The 20634-nt window shown below is 31.7% G+C and carries 23 protein-coding genes and 1 pseudogene; 21 read left to right on the top strand and 3 right to left on the bottom strand.

Annotation, left to right across the window (positions count from 1 at the left end):
* The first annotated feature begins 79 nt into the window (after positions 1-79).
* The 16 genes and pseudogenes from D4Z93_RS08155 to D4Z93_RS08080 all read left to right on the top strand — a co-directional run bounded on the left by D4Z93_RS08155 (position 80) and on the right by D4Z93_RS08080 (position 13592).
* A complete protein-coding gene (locus D4Z93_RS08155; protein WP_119972334.1) occupies positions 80-1219 on the top strand; it encodes an acyl-CoA dehydrogenase family protein in 1140 nt (379 codons plus the stop codon).
* Positions 1220-1244: 25 nt separating this feature from the next.
* A complete protein-coding gene (locus D4Z93_RS08150) occupies positions 1245-1667 on the top strand; it encodes a hotdog fold domain-containing protein (protein WP_119972331.1) in 423 nt (140 codons plus the stop codon).
* A 218-nt stretch (positions 1668-1885) separates the two neighbouring features.
* A complete protein-coding gene (locus D4Z93_RS08145; RefSeq protein WP_119972328.1) occupies positions 1886-2335 on the top strand; it encodes a beta-alanyl-CoA:ammonia lyase in 450 nt (149 codons plus the stop codon).
* A gap of 36 nt (positions 2336-2371) precedes the next feature.
* Positions 2372-2752, top strand: a complete 381-nt coding sequence (locus D4Z93_RS08140) for an acyl-CoA hydrolase (protein ID WP_119972325.1) — start codon at positions 2372-2374, stop codon at positions 2750-2752.
* 25 nt (positions 2753-2777) lie between these two features.
* Positions 2778-2948 carry a hypothetical protein gene (locus tag D4Z93_RS08135; protein WP_162920280.1) on the top strand — a complete coding sequence of 57 codons (171 nt, stop codon included), beginning with the start codon at positions 2778-2780 and terminating at the stop codon, positions 2946-2948.
* A 182-nt stretch (positions 2949-3130) separates the two neighbouring features.
* Positions 3131-3563, top strand: a pseudogene (locus D4Z93_RS08125) (sigma 54-interacting transcriptional regulator).
* A gap of 13 nt (positions 3564-3576) precedes the next feature.
* Positions 3577-3789 carry an AAA-type ATPase lid domain-containing protein gene (locus tag D4Z93_RS13710; RefSeq protein WP_456064440.1) on the top strand — a complete coding sequence of 71 codons (213 nt, stop codon included), beginning with the start codon at positions 3577-3579 and terminating at the stop codon, positions 3787-3789.
* 34 nt (positions 3790-3823) lie between these two features.
* Positions 3824-3964 (top strand): helix-turn-helix domain-containing protein, encoded by a 141-nt coding sequence (locus tag D4Z93_RS13685; protein WP_423243029.1) that lies wholly within the window; start codon positions 3824-3826, stop codon positions 3962-3964.
* Between the two features lie 40 nt (positions 3965-4004).
* Positions 4005-5225 (top strand): Zn-dependent hydrolase, encoded by a 1221-nt coding sequence (locus tag D4Z93_RS08115; RefSeq protein ID WP_119972313.1) that lies wholly within the window; start codon positions 4005-4007, stop codon positions 5223-5225.
* Between the two features lie 27 nt (positions 5226-5252).
* On the top strand, positions 5253-6638 hold the full coding sequence (hydA, locus tag D4Z93_RS08110) for a dihydropyrimidinase (RefSeq protein WP_119972310.1): 1386 nt from the start codon (positions 5253-5255) through the stop codon (positions 6636-6638).
* 33 nt (positions 6639-6671) lie between these two features.
* Positions 6672-7904 carry an FAD-dependent oxidoreductase gene (locus tag D4Z93_RS08105; protein WP_119972307.1) on the top strand — a complete coding sequence of 411 codons (1233 nt, stop codon included), beginning with the start codon at positions 6672-6674 and terminating at the stop codon, positions 7902-7904.
* Complete coding sequence (gene preA / locus D4Z93_RS08100) at positions 7904-9151, top strand: NAD-dependent dihydropyrimidine dehydrogenase subunit PreA (protein WP_341466788.1); 1248 nt, start codon at positions 7904-7906, stop codon at positions 9149-9151. Before D4Z93_RS08105 ends, preA begins: the two co-directional genes overlap by 1 nt.
* A 12-nt stretch (positions 9152-9163) precedes the next feature.
* On the top strand, positions 9164-9649 hold the full coding sequence (locus D4Z93_RS08095; protein ID WP_119972302.1) for a DUF1097 domain-containing protein: 486 nt from the start codon (positions 9164-9166) through the stop codon (positions 9647-9649).
* Positions 9650-9802: 153 nt separating this feature from the next.
* Positions 9803-10984, top strand: a complete 1182-nt coding sequence (locus D4Z93_RS08090; protein WP_119972299.1) for a CaiB/BaiF CoA transferase family protein — start codon at positions 9803-9805, stop codon at positions 10982-10984.
* A 56-nt stretch (positions 10985-11040) separates the two neighbouring features.
* On the top strand, positions 11041-12657 hold the full coding sequence (locus D4Z93_RS08085) for a sigma-54 interaction domain-containing protein (protein ID WP_162920278.1): 1617 nt from the start codon (positions 11041-11043) through the stop codon (positions 12655-12657).
* 161 nt (positions 12658-12818) lie between these two features.
* On the top strand, positions 12819-13592 hold the full coding sequence (locus tag D4Z93_RS08080) for an SDR family NAD(P)-dependent oxidoreductase (RefSeq protein ID WP_119972295.1): 774 nt from the start codon (positions 12819-12821) through the stop codon (positions 13590-13592).
* A gap of 331 nt (positions 13593-13923) precedes the next feature.
* Here the strand turns inward: D4Z93_RS08080 and D4Z93_RS08070 are convergent, their stop codons facing one another.
* Both D4Z93_RS08070 and D4Z93_RS08065 read right to left on the bottom strand, forming a co-directional pair.
* Positions 13924-14868 (bottom strand): permease prefix domain 1-containing protein, encoded by a 945-nt coding sequence (locus D4Z93_RS08070; RefSeq protein ID WP_119972292.1) that lies wholly within the window; start codon positions 14866-14868, stop codon positions 13924-13926.
* 6 nt (positions 14869-14874) lie between these two features.
* Complete coding sequence (locus tag D4Z93_RS08065) at positions 14875-15195, bottom strand: PadR family transcriptional regulator (RefSeq protein WP_119972289.1); 321 nt, start codon at positions 15193-15195, stop codon at positions 14875-14877.
* 591 nt (positions 15196-15786) lie between these two features.
* Here D4Z93_RS08065 and D4Z93_RS08060 point away from each other — a divergent pair.
* From D4Z93_RS08060 to D4Z93_RS08045, 4 genes are all read left to right on the top strand, one after another.
* Positions 15787-16275, top strand: coding sequence for a prolyl-tRNA synthetase associated domain-containing protein (locus D4Z93_RS08060; RefSeq protein WP_119972286.1), 489 nt, complete (start codon positions 15787-15789; stop codon positions 16273-16275).
* Between the two features lie 263 nt (positions 16276-16538).
* A complete protein-coding gene (locus D4Z93_RS08055; protein ID WP_119972283.1) occupies positions 16539-17288 on the top strand; it encodes a hypothetical protein in 750 nt (249 codons plus the stop codon).
* Positions 17281-17778 carry a QueT transporter family protein gene (locus D4Z93_RS08050; RefSeq protein ID WP_119972281.1) on the top strand — a complete coding sequence of 166 codons (498 nt, stop codon included), beginning with the start codon at positions 17281-17283 and terminating at the stop codon, positions 17776-17778. Before D4Z93_RS08055 ends, D4Z93_RS08050 begins: the two co-directional genes overlap by 8 nt.
* A gap of 297 nt (positions 17779-18075) precedes the next feature.
* Positions 18076-18492, top strand: a complete 417-nt coding sequence (locus tag D4Z93_RS08045) for a hypothetical protein (protein WP_199798384.1) — start codon at positions 18076-18078, stop codon at positions 18490-18492.
* Here the strand turns inward: D4Z93_RS08045 and D4Z93_RS08040 are convergent.
* The gene (locus tag D4Z93_RS08040) at positions 18468-18917 is read right to left on the bottom strand and encodes a MarR family winged helix-turn-helix transcriptional regulator (RefSeq protein WP_119972278.1); all 450 of its coding nucleotides are present in this window, start codon (positions 18915-18917) and stop codon (positions 18468-18470) included. The genes D4Z93_RS08045 and D4Z93_RS08040 overlap by 25 nt on opposite strands.
* A gap of 193 nt (positions 18918-19110) precedes the next feature.
* On the opposite strand from D4Z93_RS08040, the gene D4Z93_RS08035 reads away from it, so the two are divergent.
* Positions 19111-20514: a DHA2 family efflux MFS transporter permease subunit gene (locus D4Z93_RS08035; RefSeq protein ID WP_162920277.1), complete on the top strand. Its 1404-nt coding sequence runs from the start codon at positions 19111-19113 to the stop codon at positions 20512-20514.
* Positions 20515-20634 lie beyond the last annotated feature (120 nt).

Raw genomic sequence — 20634 nt, 5'->3', positions numbered from 1 at the left:
TATGATTGGCACATAAGTTGCTCTAATATGTAGATGAACATATTTAAAAACAAAGAATTCTTAGAAAGGGGTGTTTTTAATGAACTTTGAATTAACGGCTCAGCAAAAGCAAGTCGTTGATACAGTTAAAAAACTAACAGAAGATTATTTGCTTCCAGGTGTTTTAGAAAGAGATGAAAATAGTGAATATCCTATAGAAGCATATAGAGAGTTAGGTAGGACAGGGTTAATTGGTTTGCCGTATGCTGAAGAATATGGTGGATCCGGTGCAGGATATATGGAATATGTGCTTGCTATTGAGGAAATATCTAAAGTTGATGCATCTATGGGAATTTCATATTCTGTATGTACATCCTTGTATGGAGGCTGTATAAATAATTTTGGCTCAGAAATGCAGAAGAAAAAATATCTACCTCTAGTTTTTTCAGGAAAGTCTCTAGGATCATTTGGTCTTACAGAGCCAAATGCAGGTTCGGATGCATCAGGAGTTATAACGAAGGCAAAAAGAGAAAATGATTATTACATTTTAAATGGATCAAAGTGTTTTACTACAAATGGGCCTTTAGCAGATTACTGTATTGTATTTGCCTCTACTAATCCGGAAGCTAAAACTAAGGGATTATCTGCATTTATTGTTGAAATGAATACGCCAGGAATAAGAATTGGAAGAATAGAGAATAAAATGGGTATACGTTCTGCAAAAGTTTCAGAGGTTTTCTTTGAAAACGTTAAGATACCAAAAGAGAATTTAATAGGAGAAGAAGGTAAAGGATTTAAAATAGCTATGAATGCTCTTGATGGAGGAAGAATGGGAGTCGCAGCCCAAGGAATAGGAATTGCAGAAGGAGCATTTGAAATTGCAAGAAAGTATTTAATGGAAAGAGAGCAGTTTGGCAAGCCTTTGTATAAAAATCAGTATCTGGGATTTAAAATGGCAGAATTAAAAATAAAAATTGAGCAAGCGAAACTGCTTTTATATAAAGCAGCTTATGAAAAGGATAATGGAAGATCATATACTGTTCCTGCTGCTATGGCAAAATATGCTTGTACGAATACTGCAATGGAAGTTACAACTGAAGCTGTACAGATGCTTGGTGGGAATGGATACATGAAAGGTTACAATGTGGAAAGAATGATGAGAGATGCAAAGATAACTCAGATTTATGAAGGAACTAATGAAATTCAACAACTGGTAGTAAGTGGAAGCATTTTTAAATAAAATTTATATTTAAGGGGGATTTAAAATGATAGGTAAAAAGGTAAGTTTAAAAGTTAGAATGTCTGCAGGAGAGGCACATTATGCAGGAGAATTAGTAAATGGATCACATATAGTGGATTTCTGGGGAGATGTAGGAACAGAATTGATGATAAGAAATGATGGAGATGAAAGCTTGTTTGCAGGTTATAAGGATATTGAATTTACAGCACCTGTTTATGCAGGAGATTTCATGGAATATGTAGGATGGATAGAGGAAGAAGGAAAAAGTTCCAGAACTTGTAAGTTTGAGGCATACAAATATATTGAACTTACAAGAGATGAAAACATGGCTATATCGGCAGCAAATGTGCTGGAAAAACCACTTCTTTGTGGTAGAGCAACAGGAACTCTGGTAGTTAAGAAAGAGTTTCAGAGAGGGGTTCAAGATAAAGCATTTAAAATAGACTAGTATTTATTAGAATTAGCTTGTGAGTGTGTAAATCCCGAATTTCTTATAATCGACCATGTATAAAATGAGGTTTAAAATGATGGGGAAATTCGGGAAACATGATTTTACAGTTTCTCTTTTAGGACAACATGACAATATGATGAGAAATTGTTTAATTTAAGTGAATAAGAATATGGATATGAGGAAGGAAGGTATATTTTAGATTTTTGGAGGTAATTATGAGAGAAACAGCTGTATTAAATAAAAAAATTTCAACTGAAGATTTTGCAAATGATCGGGGAATTATAAATGTCACCAGACAATTTGACTACTGGGGAGATGTAGAAACTGAAATTATGATTCTATGTTTTGGAGATGAATCCCTTTGTCTTGGATATCATAATGCTGAATTTTATGAGGATGTATATTTGGGAGATTACTTGGAATTCAAAGCTACATTAATTAAGTCCGGGAACACTTCAAGAACCATAAGACTTGAGACGTATAAAATTGCAACTCCTACATGGAGAATAAATAAGGGCAATGTGCCGAAAGAACTTATGACATATTTTGAGAAGCCTAAATTAATTGCTGAAGCCACAAGTATTTTAGTAGTGAAAAAAGAATTACAGAGGGGAGAACAACCTGATGGGATTATAAGGGACCCCTGGAGAGAAGTTAAACTGTAAAATATGCAGTCAATGTTTAATTAGGGAGGAAAAAACATGGAAAGTATTAAGACATACTCTTTTAGGTATAGAATGTCTTCAAAGGATGAATTCTATGGCGGCGGCATTGTAAATGGTTCCAGATCAATAACACTTATGGGAGATTTGGCTGATAGTATAGCTTCAAAAAAGTTTGGAAATATAGGAAGATGTAAGGCCGTACCGAATGTAAGACTGTTTTATCCTGTTCATGCGGGAGATTATATGGAATTTGTCGGAAGAATAATTGAAAGTAAAGAAAATGAAATAACTATTGAGTGTAGATCTTACATTGTAATTACTAAACCTGAAGACGCTCCTTTTGAAAGTTCTGTGGATGTTTTAGAAAATCCTATTTTATCTATAGTCGCTATATTTAAATATGAATCCAGAAAATAAAGTTACTTTTCTTGAAAGCATGTATATGGATCTGGAGAAATTGTATGTAACCGAATGTACAGATTATAAGATTTGTGTTATTATATTAGGTAAGAGAATAAATGGATTTCTTGAATATGTGCTGGAAAACTCCTTTGATGAAATCTTTATCACGGATGGAAAAGGAATTGCAATTTATTGCAATGGGGGCTTTTGAAGAACATTAATGAAAGCCATGAGGTTATATATGTAGTTGAAAATTGCAGAGATATAAGTGAAGCCACTCAACTAAAAAATACAATTCAATCAATAAATCGTAAAGTCAGAAAATTAAAAAAGAAGAATGGGTATTTCAATACCACAAACTCAGTAAATTCAGTAAAATTTAAAAGTAAAAAAATGAAAGAACTGCTGGTTAGTATAGGTAAGCTATCTATTAGAGACATAAATTTGCTGCTGCTTGGAGAATCAGGCACAGGAAAAACATTCCTGGCAAATAGGATATATGACTTAAGCTTAAGGAAGAACAAACCTTTCGTGACTATAAATTGTAGAACAGGCTAATTTAGGTACACCTTTTTTAGACGAAATTGGAGAACTTCCTTTTACATTACAGGCAAAATTGCTGCAGCTAGTTCAAGAAAAAACATATATTCCTGTAGGAGCAATCCATCCAAAAAAAATAGATATCAGAATAATTGCAGCTACAAATAAGGATTTGCTCCAATTAGTAAAGAAAGGCAGGTTCAGGGAAGACCTGTATTACAGATTGGCCCTTGGAGTAGTTAAAATTCCACCTCTTAGGGAGAGAAGACATAGACATACTGCTTAATTACTATTTAAACTTGTTTAACATTAAATACAATATCATGATAAATTTATCTGAATATTCAAAAACAATATTGAATAATTACTCTTGGCCTGGCAACATAAGAGAACTTGAATATCTTTTAGAGATTTTAGTTATAAGTGCACCTTTTCCCAATTATATAATTCCTAAGGAAGTTCTGACGGGAAGTATTACCGGACCTTTAAAAAGAATAACTTTGATATTATAGAACAGACTAATTCTATACACATGGAATATATGACTTGAATGAAATCATAGACAGGTATAAGGCGGAAATTGTGAGAAGGGCGAAAAAGGTATATAAGAGTTCCTATGAAGTGGCTAAATATTTAAATATTTCACAGAGTACTGTCCACAGATTAATATCAAGATATTGTAAATAGATTGTTTATTAAATAAATATTATTTAAAGGAGAGATGATTATGTTTAAATGTAATGAAAAAAGGCTTGAGGAAAAAATTAAAACTTTTAGCACGTTTGGAGCTACTGGAAGAGGTGGAATTACAAGATTATCTTTGTCACCTGCTGCACTTGAAGCCAGAACTGAATTTTGCAATAGAATGAAAAAAATGGGTGCTCATATTGTAACTGATGATATGGCAAATATATATGCTACCATTCCTGGAGATGAGAAATTACCATGGATTATGACAGGATCTCATTTGGACTCAGTTATCCAGGGAGGTAACTATGATGGAGTACTTGGAGTTTTAACTGCTATGGAAGCTGTTGAAACAATAACTACTGAAAAAATACCTCACAGACATCCAATAACTGTAATAGTATGGACCAATGAGGAAGGAGCTCGTTTTGATCCTGCAATGATGTCATCAGGCGTTATAACAGGAAAATTTGAGAAAGAGAAAATGCTTCAATCTAAAGATACAAAAGGAACTGCATTTAAAGAGGCACTTGAGGCAAGTGGATATAAGGGTGACATTAAAAATAGAATGGATCCTAAAAATGTGAAGGCATTATTTGAATTGCATATAGAACAAGGACCAGTACTTGATGCAGAGAAGAAAGATATAGGTATAGTTGAAGGTGTATGTGGCATGGTAAATTATGAATTTTCATTTAAAGGGCAGGCAGACCATGCAGGTACAACTCCTATGAGTTACAGAAAGGATGCTCTATTTGCAGCTTCTAACGCTATAATATGGCTTCACAATGAGTTAGATAAATTGGATAGTAAATTGGTATACACTACCGGAAGAATAACTTGTTCGCCAAATATCCATACAATAATACCAGATGATGTGAAATTTACTCTGGATGCAAGACATCAGGATCCTAAGGTGATAAGTCAAGTAGTTGATATAATAAATAAAATTCCGAAAGAAATTAGCAAATGTGAGGTTTCTTATGAAGAACTTTGGGGTCGTAACACAGTGGTATTCAATAAAAACAATGTTGAAGCAGTTGCGAAGGCTGTAGACGATCTTGGATATTCGAGCAAGAGAATGTATAGTGGCCCAGGACATGATGCACAATACGCAGCAGATGTAGTGCCTACAAGTATGATATTTGTACCTAGTATTGATGGGCATAGTCATTGTGAAATCGAATACACTCCGGTTGAGAACTGTTTAAAGGGAGCTAATGTACTGCTTAATGCTATTTTAAATATAGATGCACAGTAAAACTTTATTAAAAGGGGAGATATGTAAATGGGAAAATTTGATACCTTAATTAAAAATGGGATTATAGTTACAGCTTCTGACAGATATAAAGGAGATATAGGAATAAAGGATGGCAAGATAGAAGAGATATCTTTAAAAATGGCAGATTCAGATGCGAAAAAGGTAATTGATGCAGAGGGAAAATATGTTTTCCCGGGAGGAATTGATGCACATACACATTTGGATATGCCTTTTGGAGGCACCTTCTCCAGTGATAATTTTTTAACAGGAACAAGGGCAGCTGCTGTAGGTGGAACAACTTCTGTTATAGATTATGCAATTCAGCCTATTGGAGATACCTTGGAAAATACAGCTAAGATATGGAGAGAAAAAGCTGATGGTAAAGCTTGCATTGATTATGGAATTCATATTGCAGTAACTGATACAAAAGGTAAAACTCTCGAAGAGATACCTAAAATGGTGCAGGCAGGATACAGTAGTTACAAGGTATTTATGGTATATGATAATATGAGGGTTGAAGATGATGATCTGATAAAAATACTTAAAACTGCATCTAATGAAGGAGCTATAATAGGAGTACACTGTGAGAACTATTATGTAATAAAATATTTGACGGAAAAATTCTTAAAAGAAGGGAAAATAGGACCGGAATATCATCCTCTTTCAAGACCTGCTGTAATTGAAGGAGAGGCAGCTAACAGGGCAATTGTTCTTTCAGAGATAGCAAAAGCTCCTCTCATGGTTGTTCATAGCAGCTGTAAAGAATCTGTAGAGGAAATCAGGGCAGCCAGAGCCAAAGGACTTCCGGTAATGGGAGAAACATGTCCACAGTATTTGCTCCTTTCTGAGGAATGTTACCATGAAGAGAATTTTGGAGGTTCAAAATATGTAATGTCACCACCTATTAGGAATAAATCCAATTGGAGTGAATTATGGAGGGCTGTTAGAGAAGGAGATCTGCAAACTGTATCAACAGACCACTGTCCATTCTTTATGAAACAGAAAGAATTGGGTATAAATGATTTCAGTAAAATACCAAATGGAGCTCCAGGAATAGAACTTAGAATGCCACTTATGTTAACATATGGTCCTAAAAATGGATTGAGTTTCGAAAAGATAGTTGAAGTCACAGCTTCAAATCCTGCAAAAATATATGGAATGTATCCTAAGAAGGGAACTATAGCTGTAGGATCAGATGCAGATATGTTTATTTATGATCCTGATAAAAAAATGAAGGTAACAGTTAACATGCTCCATGAAAATGTTGATTATACACCTTTTGAAGGATTTGAATTAAGCGGTTATCCAGTTATGACACTTTCAAGAGGAGAAGTTATTGCAGAAGACGGAGAATATACAGGAAAAGAAGGAAGAGGAGAGTTCTTAAGAAGAGGAAAATGCACTGTAATTTAAGAAAAGATATTTATTATAATTGGAGGGAAAAGTATGACTGAAGTGGTTAAATTAGATTATGAAGAACAGTACAAGAAAGAATATAATGTTAGGGCAGCTTTAGAAGAAGCGGGGAGGTGTATGCTCTGCGAGGATGCACCTTGCAGCAGAGAATGCCCGGCAAAAACGGATCCTGGTAAATTTATACGCTCCATACGATTTAAAAACTTCAAGGGTGCCGCTGAAACTATAAGAAAAAATAATATTTTAGGTGCCACCTGTGCCATGGTATGTCCCTATGATAAATTATGTGAAAGTGCCTGCAGTCGTACAGGAATAGACAAGCCTATACAAATAGGAGATCTGCAGAAATTTGCTATTGGATATGAGAAACTGTATGATATGAAAATTTTAGAACCCTGTAAGGCCTCCAAAAAGGAAAAAATTGTTTGTATAGGTTCCGGACCCGCATCAATAGCTTGTGCTGCAAAGATGGCGCTTGAAGGATACAATGTTACTATTCTTGAAGAAAAGAGTATACCTGGTGGTATGTTATCTCATGGGATAACTCCATCCAGACTTCCCCAGGAAGTTGTGAATCAGGATATTAAGTGCTTGACAGACTTGGGAGTAGAAATTGTATTTAATAGACATGTGGAACCTAAGGAAATAAATGAGCTTTCGAAAAAATTCGATGCTGTAGTTATAGGAATAGGTCTTTCTAAAACAAAGATCCCAGAAATTAAAGGAAGTAATCTTAAAGGAGTTAAAGGAGCACTAGAATTTTTAGAAGATGCCAGAATAAATAGAGGAAAAATAAAACTTGGAAATAATGTTGTAGTTATAGGGCTTGGAGATGTTTCACTGGATTGTGCTACAACTGCAAGGCAACTTACAGATGGAAAGGTGACTATAGTATACAGAAGAAGTATTGAGGAGGCACCAGCAGGCATTATTGAACTTAAGTATGCTCAAGATATGGGAATACCAATAATTACAGAATTTGCACCTGAAGAGATCCTCGGAAAAGATGGAAAAGTAGAGGCTCTAAAGTGTAAATCAAGAGATGGATATTCTGAAATGAAGATAAAAGCAGATGAGATTATATTTGCTATAGGCCAGACCTGTGAAAAGGGATTTAGAGAGACTAAGTTTGGGGAAAATGTTTTTATTGCAGGAGACTTTAAAAATGGCGGAGCTACTGTGGTGCAAGCTGTAAAAGAGGGAAAAGAGGCAGCAAATGAAATTATTGAATATTTCGACGTCTCTAAAAAGGAGGGAAGATAATCATGAAAAAAGATTTATCTATAAATTTCCTTGGAGTAAACTGTGAAAATCCATTTTTCCTATCTTCTTCACCCGTTGCAGGTAATTATGAGATGATTTCCAAAGCTTTTGAAGCAGGATGGGGAGGGGTATTCTTCAAAACTGTTGGTATTTTTATAGCAGATGAGTGTTCACCACGATTTGATATAAACGGAAATACTTCTGCATGGACAGGTTTTAAAAATATGGAGCAGATATCTGAAAAGTCTATGGAGGAAAATTGTGAGGATATAAGAAAACTCAAAAAAAAGTATCCTAATAAAATTATGGCAATTAGTATTATGGGGGAAAACAGCGATGAATGGAAAACGCTGGCTAAAAATGTTACAGATGCTGGAGCAGATCTAATAGAATGCAATTTTTCATGTCCACAAATGACTTCCCATTCTATGGGATCAGATGTAGGCACAAATCCTGATTTGGTATATAAATATACGAAGGCTGTAGTAGAGAGTACAAAAATTCCTGTTATAGCTAAAATGACACCTAATATAACCTCAATGGAGATACCTGCAAGGGCAGCAGTAAAAGCTGGGGCTAAAGGAATTTCTGCTATCAATACAGTGAAATCGATTACAAACATAGACCTTGAAAATTATACCGGAATGCCTGTAGTAGATGGAAAATCTTCTATATCCGGATATTCTGGTGCAGCTATAAAACCTATAGCTCTGAGATTTATAGCAAATCTAAAGCAAGATAGTGAAATAAGACATATAGCGGTATCGGGTATTGGAGGAATTGAAACCTGGAGAGATGCACTGGAGTTTATACTTTTAGGCTGTGAAAATGTACAGGTTACTACATCAGTAATGCAGTATGGTTACAGAATTGTTGAAGATATGATAAGCGGTCTTGGATATTTCATGGAGGAAAAAGGTATAAAGAGTCTTTCGGAATTAGTTGGAAATGCTATTCCAAAGATAATCCCTGCGGAAGAATTGGATCGTGATTTTCAGATAGTGCCACATATAGATGAGAATAAATGTATTGGATGTGGAAGATGCTATATTTCCTGCTCTGATGGATCACATCAAGCTATAGACTGGGATAGTGAAAAAAGAAAACCTACTATAAAGGATAACTGTGTAGGCTGCCATTTATGCATGAATGTTTGTCCTGTTCAAGATTGTATACTTCCAGGAGAAGTAAAATGGAAAGAGGGCAGAAAATCTCATAATGTAGTTGTTAAACACTGTTATGAATGATGAGGTGAGTTAATGAGTTATATATTTTCATTAAGCCTTATGACAGCTTTGTTGTGTGGATTGTGGGGCTTGGTTGCAGGATTTGCAAACTTATTGGTATGGGGAGGATTTGCAGGCTGTACATCTTATTTTGCAAATCCTGAGAAAGGCAAAGAAGCTGTAAAATCCTGTATCTGCACTACTATGACAGGAGCCTTATATGCGCTTATATCAATAAAACTATGTAGTATATTTGATTCTACAGCTGTTTTTGTACTTCTAACTACTGCGATAACTTTTCTTATGTGTATACAGAGCAAGATAAAAATATTATCTTATATACCTGGAGCTTTCTTCGGATCTTTTTCAACCTTTGCTGCAGGAGGAAATCTTTACATTATTCCTTCGATATTAATTGGAATATTTTTAGGTCTTGCATGTGATAAATCTGGAAGTTTACTTTTTTCAGCAGCTGGAAAGGAAAGCAAGGAGAATAAAGAGAATAATGAAAATCTGTAGTTTTGTATGAGAAAGAATTTCAGAGAGGACCTCAAGATAAGCCCTCTAAATTAGATTGATAATATATAATACTTGTAAAAAAATCACGATTTGCCTTTATAAGGCAAATCGTGAACCTATAAATTTTAAATCATTTTAGAAGGAAGGATAAAAATGACTAAAGCTCTTGATGGAATTAAGGTACTGGAATTGTGCCATGCTTATAACGGACCTTTTTGTGGAATGATGTTGGCAGATCATGGGGCTCAAGTTTTAAAAATTGAATCTCCCCGTGGAGATCAATGCAGGACTTGGGGGCCTTTTGATAAAAAAAGTGGTGAAAGCGGTTTTTTTGCTTTTGTAAATAGAAATAAAAAAGGAATAACTCTGAATTTGAAGAATGAAGAGGCCCTTAAAATGTTTTATGATCTGGTGAAAGATGCAGATGTTGTTATCGAAAATTATAGAGGCGGGGTGGCAAAAAAATTAAAAGTAGATTATGATACGCTTAAAAAAATAAATCCACGAATCATATATGGCTCTAGTTCTGGTTTCGGGCAGACAGGACCACTTTCAAATAGACCTTGCTATGATATAGTAGCACAATCAATGGGTGGAATGGTAAATATGACAGGATTTCCTGATGGACCACCAACTAAGGTTGGACCCTCAATTGCAGATAATGTAACAGGAGTATTTTTGTGTTTAGGGGTTTTAATGGCACTTTATTCAAGAGAAAAGACAGGCAAGGGACAGCAGATTGATGTTGCCATGCTTGACACTATTTTCAGTTTGCTTGAGAATGGAATTGTTAACTACACTGTCGGAGGTGAAATACCTCAGAGACAGGGGAATATAGATCCTTCTATTGCACCTTTTGATATTTTTAAGGCAGAAGATGGATATGTAGCTATTGGAGTAGGCAATGATAAGTTATTTAATATATTTTGTGAAACCATAGGACACAGAGAACTTTTAGAGAATCCAAAATTTAAGACTAATGATCTGAGATGTAAAAATTATGTGGGAGATTTACAAAATGTTATAAGAAAGTGGGCGTCTACCAAAAAGAGAAAATATATAGAGGAGCTTTTTGATAGTGCAGGACTTCCCTGTGGACCTGTACTTGATATGAAAGAAGCTATTGAGCAGCCCCAGATAAAGGCGAGAAATATGATGGTTGAAATTGAACATCCAACTATGGGTAAAACAAAATTTCAAGGAGTAACAATTAAGCTGTCAGGAACCCCTGGAAACGTTGATTTTCCAGCTCCGTTACTAGGACAGCACAATAAAGAAATATTTAATTTAAGTGAAGACGAATATGAAAATATGAAGAAAAAAGGTATATTTTAATTTGGAATGTTAAATTGTTTTTGAAATTATATATATTTGCGAAGGAGTGATATTTGTTGGTATTGAATATTTATTCTTCAGGACTGATCATAACAGATTTAAATGGAGTAATTCGAGATTTTAATACTTTAGCTGAAAGCATTTTAAAGAATTCGCAGCTTAAAGGAAAAAACATTAAAGATTATCTTGGAATTATAGATCAAGGAAAATTATATGTAACTGAATGTTCAGACTGTAAGGTTTATATTATTAGATTGGATGGAAAAACAAATGGATTTCTTGAATATGTACTGGAAAACTCCTTTGATGAAATTTTTGTCACGGATGGAAAAGGAATTGCAATTTATTGCAATAGGGCTTTTGAAGAACACTATGGTGTTGATAGAAAAGATATATTAGGGAAAGATGCAAGTTTTCTTGAAAAGCAAGGATTAGTTGACAGGGTTATGGTCCACAGAGTCATTGAATCAAAGGAGACTATAAGTTTTGAACAGCATACTGCAACTGAAAAGACCATATTAAATACTCTTAAGCCCATATTAAATGAAAACCATGAGGTTATATATGTAGTTGAAAATTGCAGGGATATAAGTGAAGCCACCCAACTTAAAAATTCAATTCAGTCAATAAACCGTAAAGTTAGAAAATTTAAAAAGAAGAATGAATATTTCAATACCACAAACTCAGTAAATTCAATGGAATTTAGAAGCGAAAAAATAAAAGAGCTGCTGGTTAGTATAGATAAACTATCTATTAGAGATGTAAATTTGCTGCTGCTTGGAGAATCAGGCACAGGAAAAACATTCCTGGCAAATAGGATACATGACTTAAGCTTAAGGAAGAATAGGCCTTTCGTGACTATAAATTGTACTACCATACCGGAGGAATTAATAGAATCAGAACTATTTGGGTATGAAAAAGGAAGTTTTACAGGGGCGTCTTCAAGTGGGAAAGAAGGTCTTGTAGAACAGGCTAATTCAGGTACACTTTTTTTAGATGAAATTGGAGAACTTCCTTTTACAGTACAGGCAAAATTGCTGCAGCTGGTTCAAGAAAAAACATATATTCCTGTAGGAGCAATCCATCCAAAAAAAATAGATATCAGAATAATTGCAGCTACAAATAAGGATTTGCTCCAATTAGTAAAGAAAGGGAGGTTCAGGGAAGATCTGTATTACAGATTGGCTCTTGGAGTAGTGAGAATTCCACCTCTTAGGGAGAGAAGAGAAGACATAGATGTGCTTCTTAACTACTATTTAAATTTATTTAATAATAAATATGATACTAGAATCAAATTATCTGAGTATTCTAAAGCAGTGCTAAGTAATTATTACTGGCCCGGAAATATAAGGGAACTTGAGCATTTTTTGGAGATATCAGTAATAGGCGCGCCTTTTCCTGATTATATAATTTCTAAAAAAGATTTAGAAAATTTATCTGGTAATGTTATAGAATTGCCTAAAATTGATGGGGAGAATACAAAGATAGATATTATAGAACAAACTGATTCTATGCTATATGAAGTATATGATTTGAATGAAACTATGGACAATTATAAAGCGGAAATTATAAAAAAAGCAAGAAAAATATATAAGAGTTCTTATAAAGTAGCTAGATATTTAAATATCTCACAAAGTACCGCTTCTAGATTAATATTAAAATATTGCAAATAAACTCCAACTAAGCTTAAGTTGGAGTTTTTTTAATACAAATAGATAAGAGGAGTATAATAATATATAAAGTCATAGAAAAGTGTTTATAGGGTTTATAAATGAAAGCTTAAGTTATACGTAAGCCTGGAATTACAAACCCATAAATCATGAGGAGGATTAAAATGGGAATTGCTATAGTAACTGGTGCTTCAAGTGGGCTTGGTAAAGAGTTTGTTTGTCAGATTGCTTCTAAAGAAGAAAATATCAGTGAAATTTGGGTTATTGCTAGAAGAGAAGAACGTCTTAAAGAATTGGCTGACAGAGTTAGTATTCCAATTCAGATTTTATCTCTTGATCTTACTAAAAAAGAAAGTATTGATTATTTAATTGAATGTTTGGAAACTCGAAAACCGCAGGTAGATATGCTGGTAAATTCAGCAGGTTTCGGTAAAATAGGGAGTTATAAGGATATAAGCCGCCAGGACAGTGATAATATGATAGATTTAAATTGTCGTGCTGCTGTTGATGTCACTATAGCGGTATTACCATACATGAAAAAGAAAAGCCGTATTATGGAAATCTGTTCTACAGCTGCCTTCCAGCCTTTTCAATATTTAAACATATATGCAGCTACCAAGGCATTTCTTTACAGGTACAGCAGAGCACTCAGAATAGAATTGCTTCCGAGAGGTATACATGTAACAGCAGTTTGTCCTTACTGGATTAAGGATACTGAATTTATTCCTAAGGCAAAACATAGTGAGGGTGAAGGAAAGATAAGAAATTTCATATTTTCAAGTAAAGTAAAAAGTGTGGCAGCTATGGCACTTAATGACAGTAGAATAGGACTTCCGGTATCAACTCCAGGACCAGTATGTTTCATTCATAGAATAGCAGCTAAATTTATTCCACATGAGATCATGATATGGATATGGGAATTGATAAGAAGATTATAAACTACTATTATCAATTCTAGTGTCCAATTTGGAGTACATCCTAAATACTTGTATGAATATTTGCTTTGGAATCCATGGGCTCAGATTTCTTGCAAAAAGAACAAATATCAGAAATAAGACCACTCGAAAAAATGAATGGTCTTTATTTTCACCTAATAAATCTAAAATTTCACCTTCATCTATACTCAGGTTTACATTTTTTATTATTTGATTTCCTCCAATACTTTTTTTGAGATTTTTAATTTCTAGTATGCTTATTTACAGTGCACTTCGTAATATTTATACTTAAAAACATTTATATTTTAATAATATTTACAATAAGTTAGTCAAATTAAAATATGCTTTTAATACCTTTTTTATAAATTAACATAAAAAGCTTGATTAGTAAAAATAATAAGAAGATTAAACCAATATTAGGAATTAATATATTTTCATTAACAACCAAATATAATATATTTTTATGAAATTGTATGATTTTTGAGTTTGTTAAATTCATTAATATTCCTTTTAGTATTAAATTACTATTTGGAAGCATGTAAAAACTTATTAATAATACTATTGATAAGAAAAAAAACAAAACGGAAGTAAGTTTAGTTTCATATATGTTCCTAATTTTAGAAAAAATAATCTTATTAGATAATTTTGTAAATATTATTGAAGATATAGTAAATGTAACAAATGGCATAAATGAAATAAATATATGAATAATTAAATACGAAAATAATGACCATAAAAGTGATCTATTAAATGGACTACCAAATAATACTACCGCAATAAATAAAATAAAAGTTGAAAGTAATTTTATGATTATAAATGAAGATATATTACATATGATAATGCTTTTTATAGCACTTTTAGTATTATTTATTTTTATGTTTATATATAAAAAAGAAAAAATAGTTAGTATAAAAGGAATTACTATTGAGAAATATTTAGAATTTATATTTTTACTTATAATGCATGCAAAAAAGAATACAAGAATTAAATAAAGTAAAATCATATTACAAATAAGCTTAATCATATTCTTAAAGTTAAATTTATAATATTTATTTTTAGAAGGAAGATTTGATTTCAGATTATTACCTATCAAATTAGAATTACCAAAATTTTTAATTGACAATTTAATGGCTTCCTCTTCGTTATAGCTTTTTTCTAAATATTCATCTTTTAGTAATGAAAGATGTGATAGGATTTCATCTTTTAATTCTAAACTATCATTCTCATTAATACCTCTTTTATCAATAATGTCTTCTACAAATTGTTTAAAATCCAACATGATTAGTTAATCCTCCATACAATTATTTATTAATTTGGTTATTTTGTTCCACTCATTTAGACTCTCTTGTAGAATTTTTTTACCTAATGGTGTGATTGAATAATATTTTCGCTTATAAGTTGAATTGTTATTCTGCCAATAGGATTTAATTAGATTTTTACCCTCTAATCTTTTTAAAGCAGGATATAATGTCCCTTCACCCATAGAGTAAGTCATATTACTTTTTTCTTTAATAATTTTTGAAATTTTATATCCATATAAATCCTTTTTGTTTATTAAAATAAGAATAAGTATATCGATACTTCCTTTCATAATTTGTTTATTCATAATTAAAGTACCTCGTATTACGATGATATCATAACACAATATTACCATTTGAATAATTAAATGTCAATCAATATAATATAAGGAGGATTAATATAAACGAATATTTTATAAAAAATCTAAATTTACAATAATTATTGTAGTATAAAGGAAATCATCAACAGCTAATCAAAGATTCGTAACTATATAAAAGACGATATAAGAAACAATAGGATGATTACATCAGAAGTGTTACTAATAAAATTAATACTATTACCTGTATTTATTCTTATTGAGTAATTTGTTTTGTGATTAGTATGAATTTTGCTGCTGGTTATTAATGAAAAGCTACTGGCTAGAAATAATAAATATAATTAAAGAAGGTCTTTTTTTATAAGTGTCGAATATGTATATAAAATGGATATCTAATCAAGGTATTGTAAAACCTATAAATAGGTATAGGGTTTATAAATGAAAGCTTACGTATAACCTAAGCTTGGAATTACAAACCCTATATTTTATACGGAAATATATACATAAAATTTGAATATAAGATGACAAATTTACATTATCGATTAATTTAAATATAATTTTAAATAATAGGAGGAAATATTAATGAGTGAGCAAGAAAAAGTTTTTGAGAAATTAAATGAATTAAATATTAAATATGAAGTTACAAACCATCCGGCTGTTTTTACAATAGAGGAAATGGATGATTTGGGGATTACTGACAAAGGAGATGTATGTAAAAATTTATTTCTTAGAGATGAAAAAGGTAAAAGACATTTTCTTGTAGTTTTAGATAAAGATAAGAAAGCTGATTTAAAAAGTCTTCAAAAGCAATTGGGTTCCACAAGGCTTAGTTTTGCATCAGCTGAAAGACTTGATAAATATTTGAAGCTTAAGAAAGGGGAAGTAACACCACTTGGAGTAATAAATGATATAAATGCCTCCGTAGAAGTAGTATTTGATAAGACTCTTATAGGTAAAGATAAGCTTGGAGTTCATCCTAATGATAATACTGCAACGGTTTGGATCTCTTTTGAAGACTTAAAAAAGCTAATAGAGCAAAATCAAAATAATATTAAATATGTAACTATTTAAATTGGATAGTGTAAAATGAGTTACTACTTGGTTCTATAATATATAAAATTACATAAATGACAGTTCGGAACCATCCTGTCTATAAATAAAACTATGGATTGACTATGAAAATAGTCTATTTTGTAATTCAAAGGTGGTAATTTTACTGCCTTTTTATTTTGTGTTAAAAATCTATTTTACATATCAGGGTAGTTCCATGTCTTGTTTTATATATTTTATATTGATGTATTTTAAAATTTAATCATACAATATCGGGAGGAAATATGGAGAATTTACCTAAATTAAAGAGATATGGAGAAGTGATTAAGAGGCTGCCAAGAGAAGTGGTGCTTCTCAGAGGAAGCGGGTGTTGTTGGGGAAGGTGTGTGTTTTGTGATTATCATCTAGATCGAGATGTAAGTGCATTTCGAAATCATAAATTGAATCATGAAATACTTTCAAAGGTTACTGGAAAATATGGAGTTCTTCAAGTGATGAACTCTGGAAGTGCAAGTGAATTAGATGTTGCAACTATATTTGAACTCATAAAATTATGTAGGAATAAAAACATAAAACAACTTATTATGGAAAGCCATGTAAAGTATGAAAATGATATAAATTTATTTAGAAAATATTTTGCACCTACAGATTTGAAATTTATAGTTGGGGCTGAGAGCTTTAATATAAAATATAGGGAGAACGTATTGAATAAAGGCATTGGAAATAGAAGAGCATGCAACTTTGAAAATTTTGATTGGGTAAACTTATTATTTGGTATGGAAAATCAAACTGTAGAAGGACTTAGAAAGGATTTATATTTAGCATTGGATTATTTTGAACGTGTTACAATAAATATATTCTGCGAAAATACTACAAAAGTAAAGAGAAATAATTCCCTTATAGAAAAGTTTTATGAAAGTGAACTTTTCAAATTAATTCAAACAAGTTATTACGATAGAGTTGAGGTATTAGATGATATAGATATAAGATGTAATTCAGATTTAGATGGAGTTGGAGGCAAATTAAGTGAATAAGACTAGTAAACTTGTGAAAATATCTTTAGTTGCTGCACTATACATAGTTTCAACTATTGCACTGGGGCAATTTTCTTACTTTGGACCTATAGGATTTAGGATAAGTGAAATTTTAAACTTTTTAGCATTTGTAGATCCATTTTATATAATTTCACTTACACTTGGATGTGCGATTGCTAATTTCTATAGCTTTAGTATAGTTGATGTTTTTGTTGGAAGTTTTGCGACACTTTTAGCAACGTATGCAATGTGGAAAACAAAGAATATGGCTGTTGCAATTATATGGCCTGTTTTTGGAACAATTTTTGTTGACCTGGAACTTTATATTTTATATAAAACACCTTTTTTATATACATTTTTTATGCAAGCGATAGGAGAGCTTTTTGTTATGGTGATTGGATATTTTATATTTAAAAATATATTAAAAAACAAAGCACTTGTGAATAAATTAAAAATAAAACCATATAATAATAAAGTAGATGAAATGTGAATAAAAAATGTTTCTCTATAAATTAATATTCCCCTAATTTTTGTCGAAACGAAAATGACTTTATGTAAAAATAAAGTCATTTTTTGTGTGCGCCCAGCATGGGTGCAATCTTAAGGATAAAAATATATTATTAGTTATATCTTAAATTTATAAAATGTAATAGTAATAAATTGTTAACAATATTGCCATCTCAATGAAACAATCTTTGGGTAATATACTTAATAAATAGATTGGGTTTCAAAAGAAATTATAAATCAATAAACCTAAAATTAAAATACAGAATTGGAGATTTTTATTATGAAAATTAAAAAAAAGAATGAATCGAGGAAATCAAAAAAATGGTCTCTTTCAAAAAGTTTGAATCTTGCAGCTGCAATTGTTGCAATTCTTATGGTGGCATCTATTTCAAATAATGTTTATTTGTTTTCCGAAACTGTAAAACAATATGTTGCTCAGGGATACCCAGCGTATACTGTTATCACACAACTACTATCTTCACAGCTGCTTCCTGGTATATTTGAGCCAATTGCAATATATGGTGGAATGGTAATCTTATTATTATCAGTGAAAATAGTCAATAACAAAGTATCTAGGTGTTTGGAATTGTTGACTCAATCTGAAATTACAGATATAAAGGATAATAAGCTTGAAGATGATGTTTTAATATCAGATAAAGACAATGCATATAATCATTCAAAGTCAAGAGATGAATAAGTAGATTGTTCATATAATTTACATGCTCTATTAGATGCCTTACAGATTAATTTTAAAAAGACATCTTTTTCTATTTCCGTCATATCTGAAGTGACATCATCTATCCATTTATTACATATTTTTTGTATTTCAGGAATAAGAGCATTTGCTGATGGAGTAAGAGAAACCAGAACTGAACGTATATCTGCGGGATTAACTTTTTTACTAACTAATCCATTTTTCTCAAGTCTGGCTAAAGATTTAGCAACTGTGCTTTTATCTAAATCAAGGTTTTTACATAAATCAATTTGAGTCATTTCTCCTGTGTCATATATACATTGAAGAAATATGTATTGAGAAATAGAAAGTCCATATTTTTTTATACGAAGATTTAAAACCATATCCATTTTACGATGTAATAATGATATTTCCTTCAAGATATTCATAATAAAACCTTCCTCAAAATTGTTGGTGTTAAAACAATATTTCCTATTATTATATTATTATAAACCCAAGTTTATACTTTGTAAACCTGGGTTTTTAGATTTTATATTGACATTTTTAATAATTAGTGATATTTTTAATGTTGGCTAGGCCAACAATTTTTCAAAATTATTTTCAATCGAGGAGGCAATTATTTTGAAGGAAACAAAAAAGAAAAATCCATGGATAAGCGTAGGTGTACTGGTTTTTAGTGCATTTGTAGCTACATTTAATGAAACCATTTTAAATGTGGCATTGATTCCTATTGCACATGATATGGCTGTTTCATCTGCAACGGTTCAATGGTTAATAACTGGATATATGCTTGTAACATCTGTTATGGTTCCTGTTACAGCTTTTTTATATCAAAGTATATCAACAAGAAAACTGTTTTTAGGAGCATTGGGTATTATTTTTATAGGAAGTATTGGATGTTTTATTGCTTCTGATTTTCCTATATTATTGGTATCTAGAATGATACAGGCAGTTGGTACAGGAATGATGATTCCGATTATGATGAATTCTGTTTTGATTATTGCACCACGTAATAAGATTGGAATGGCAATGGCGCTGTGTGTCTGCGGTATTACACTTGGACCTGCATTTGCCCCAAGCATATCTGGTATTATTATACAGTTTTTTCAATGGAAGGCGGTCTTTATACTTTTTATTGCACTTGTTATAATTTCTATTATCCTTGGAGTTTTTGTACTGGATAATATTGCAGAACTTACAAGACCACATCTTGATATTATATCCGTAATTTTGTCTACACTTGGACTTGCTGCACTTTTATATGGAATTAGCTGTGTTATGAGTTCTCATTTTATAGGAATAGCTTGCATAATAATAGGTATTTTAATTATAGCGACATTTGTGTATCGTCAAAAAGGATTAGAAGAACCCTTATTAAACTTTAAACCATTTTTTAACACAAGATTTACATTAGGTGTTGTGATGGTTTTTGTAGCTATGTTAATTAACTTTTCTTTAAATACTGTTATGCCGTCTTTTTTACAAGGAGCTTTCTACTGTTCTAGTATGATTTCTGCTCTGGTGCTTCTTCCAGGTATATTATTAAATGCCATGTCTACTAATATTAGCGGTAAAATATTAGATAAGTATGGTGTAAGAATAATGCTTCCAGCAGGATTTATTGTAACGGCAATTGCACTTTTTTCACTTTCGTGTTGTAATTCATCTACTAAACTCTTGTTTATTGTCATATTTCATATTATTATTTATCAGGGACTTGCTTTTACGATGTCTCCAGCACAGACTTCAGCACTAGCAACTTTAGAACCAAACATGAATGCACATGGTGTAGCAATTGTAAATACTTCAATGCAGATAGCAGCTAGTATAGGATCTTCTTTATTAGGTGGAATTCAGTCAGCAGAGAAAACAGTAGTTTTGCTAAAGGGTGCAAGTAAGAGCACTGCACTATTTATTGGATTTTCAAGAGCTGTATTTGCAGCATTTATAATTGGAATCATTGGTTTAATAGCATCTATTGTTTATAATGTAAAATTACAGAAAAATGAAAGAAAGGCAGCATGATTTTAAATTAAAAATTAAAGATTGGACAAATATGTATTAATGATAAGTAATTTCCTGAGTATTTTTTTAATAAACGTACAAACTACTATTACAATAAGTTATTACAAAATATAAATTTTA

This window comes from Clostridium fermenticellae (assembly GCF_003600355.1).
In the GTDB taxonomy this organism is placed as follows: domain Bacteria; phylum Bacillota; class Clostridia; order Clostridiales; family Clostridiaceae; genus Clostridium_AV; species Clostridium_AV fermenticellae.
The sequence above is the reverse complement of the archived record's forward strand: the minus strand, read 5'-3'. Positions and strand labels throughout refer to the sequence as shown.

Coding starts and splice junctions, on each gene's coding strand:
- D4Z93_RS08155 (WP_119972334.1), top strand. CDS start 80: ATGAACTTTGAATTAACGGCTCAGCAAAAGCAAGTCGTTGATACAGTT.
- D4Z93_RS08150 (WP_119972331.1), top strand. CDS start 1,245: ATGATAGGTAAAAAGGTAAGTTTAAAAGTTAGAATGTCTGCAGGAGAG.
- D4Z93_RS08145 (WP_119972328.1), top strand. CDS start 1,886: ATGAGAGAAACAGCTGTATTAAATAAAAAAATTTCAACTGAAGATTTT.
- D4Z93_RS08140 (WP_119972325.1), top strand. CDS start 2,372: ATGGAAAGTATTAAGACATACTCTTTTAGGTATAGAATGTCTTCAAAG.
- D4Z93_RS08135 (WP_162920280.1), top strand. CDS start 2,778: ATGGATCTGGAGAAATTGTATGTAACCGAATGTACAGATTATAAGATT.
- D4Z93_RS08115 (WP_119972313.1), top strand. CDS start 4,005: ATGTTTAAATGTAATGAAAAAAGGCTTGAGGAAAAAATTAAAACTTTT.
- hydA (WP_119972310.1), top strand. CDS start 5,253: ATGGGAAAATTTGATACCTTAATTAAAAATGGGATTATAGTTACAGCT.
- D4Z93_RS08105 (WP_119972307.1), top strand. CDS start 6,672: ATGACTGAAGTGGTTAAATTAGATTATGAAGAACAGTACAAGAAAGAA.
- D4Z93_RS08095 (WP_119972302.1), top strand. CDS start 9,164: ATGAGTTATATATTTTCATTAAGCCTTATGACAGCTTTGTTGTGTGGA.
- D4Z93_RS08090 (WP_119972299.1), top strand. CDS start 9,803: ATGACTAAAGCTCTTGATGGAATTAAGGTACTGGAATTGTGCCATGCT.
- D4Z93_RS08080 (WP_119972295.1), top strand. CDS start 12,819: ATGGGAATTGCTATAGTAACTGGTGCTTCAAGTGGGCTTGGTAAAGAG.
- D4Z93_RS08070 (WP_119972292.1), bottom strand. CDS start 14,868: ATGTTGGATTTTAAACAATTTGTAGAAGACATTATTGATAAAAGAGGT.
- D4Z93_RS08065 (WP_119972289.1), bottom strand. CDS start 15,195: ATGAATAAACAAATTATGAAAGGAAGTATCGATATACTTATTCTTATT.
- D4Z93_RS08060 (WP_119972286.1), top strand. CDS start 15,787: ATGAGTGAGCAAGAAAAAGTTTTTGAGAAATTAAATGAATTAAATATT.
- D4Z93_RS08055 (WP_119972283.1), top strand. CDS start 16,539: ATGGAGAATTTACCTAAATTAAAGAGATATGGAGAAGTGATTAAGAGG.
- D4Z93_RS08045 (WP_199798384.1), top strand. CDS start 18,076: ATGAAAATTAAAAAAAAGAATGAATCGAGGAAATCAAAAAAATGGTCT.
- D4Z93_RS08040 (WP_119972278.1), bottom strand. CDS start 18,917: ATGAATATCTTGAAGGAAATATCATTATTACATCGTAAAATGGATATG.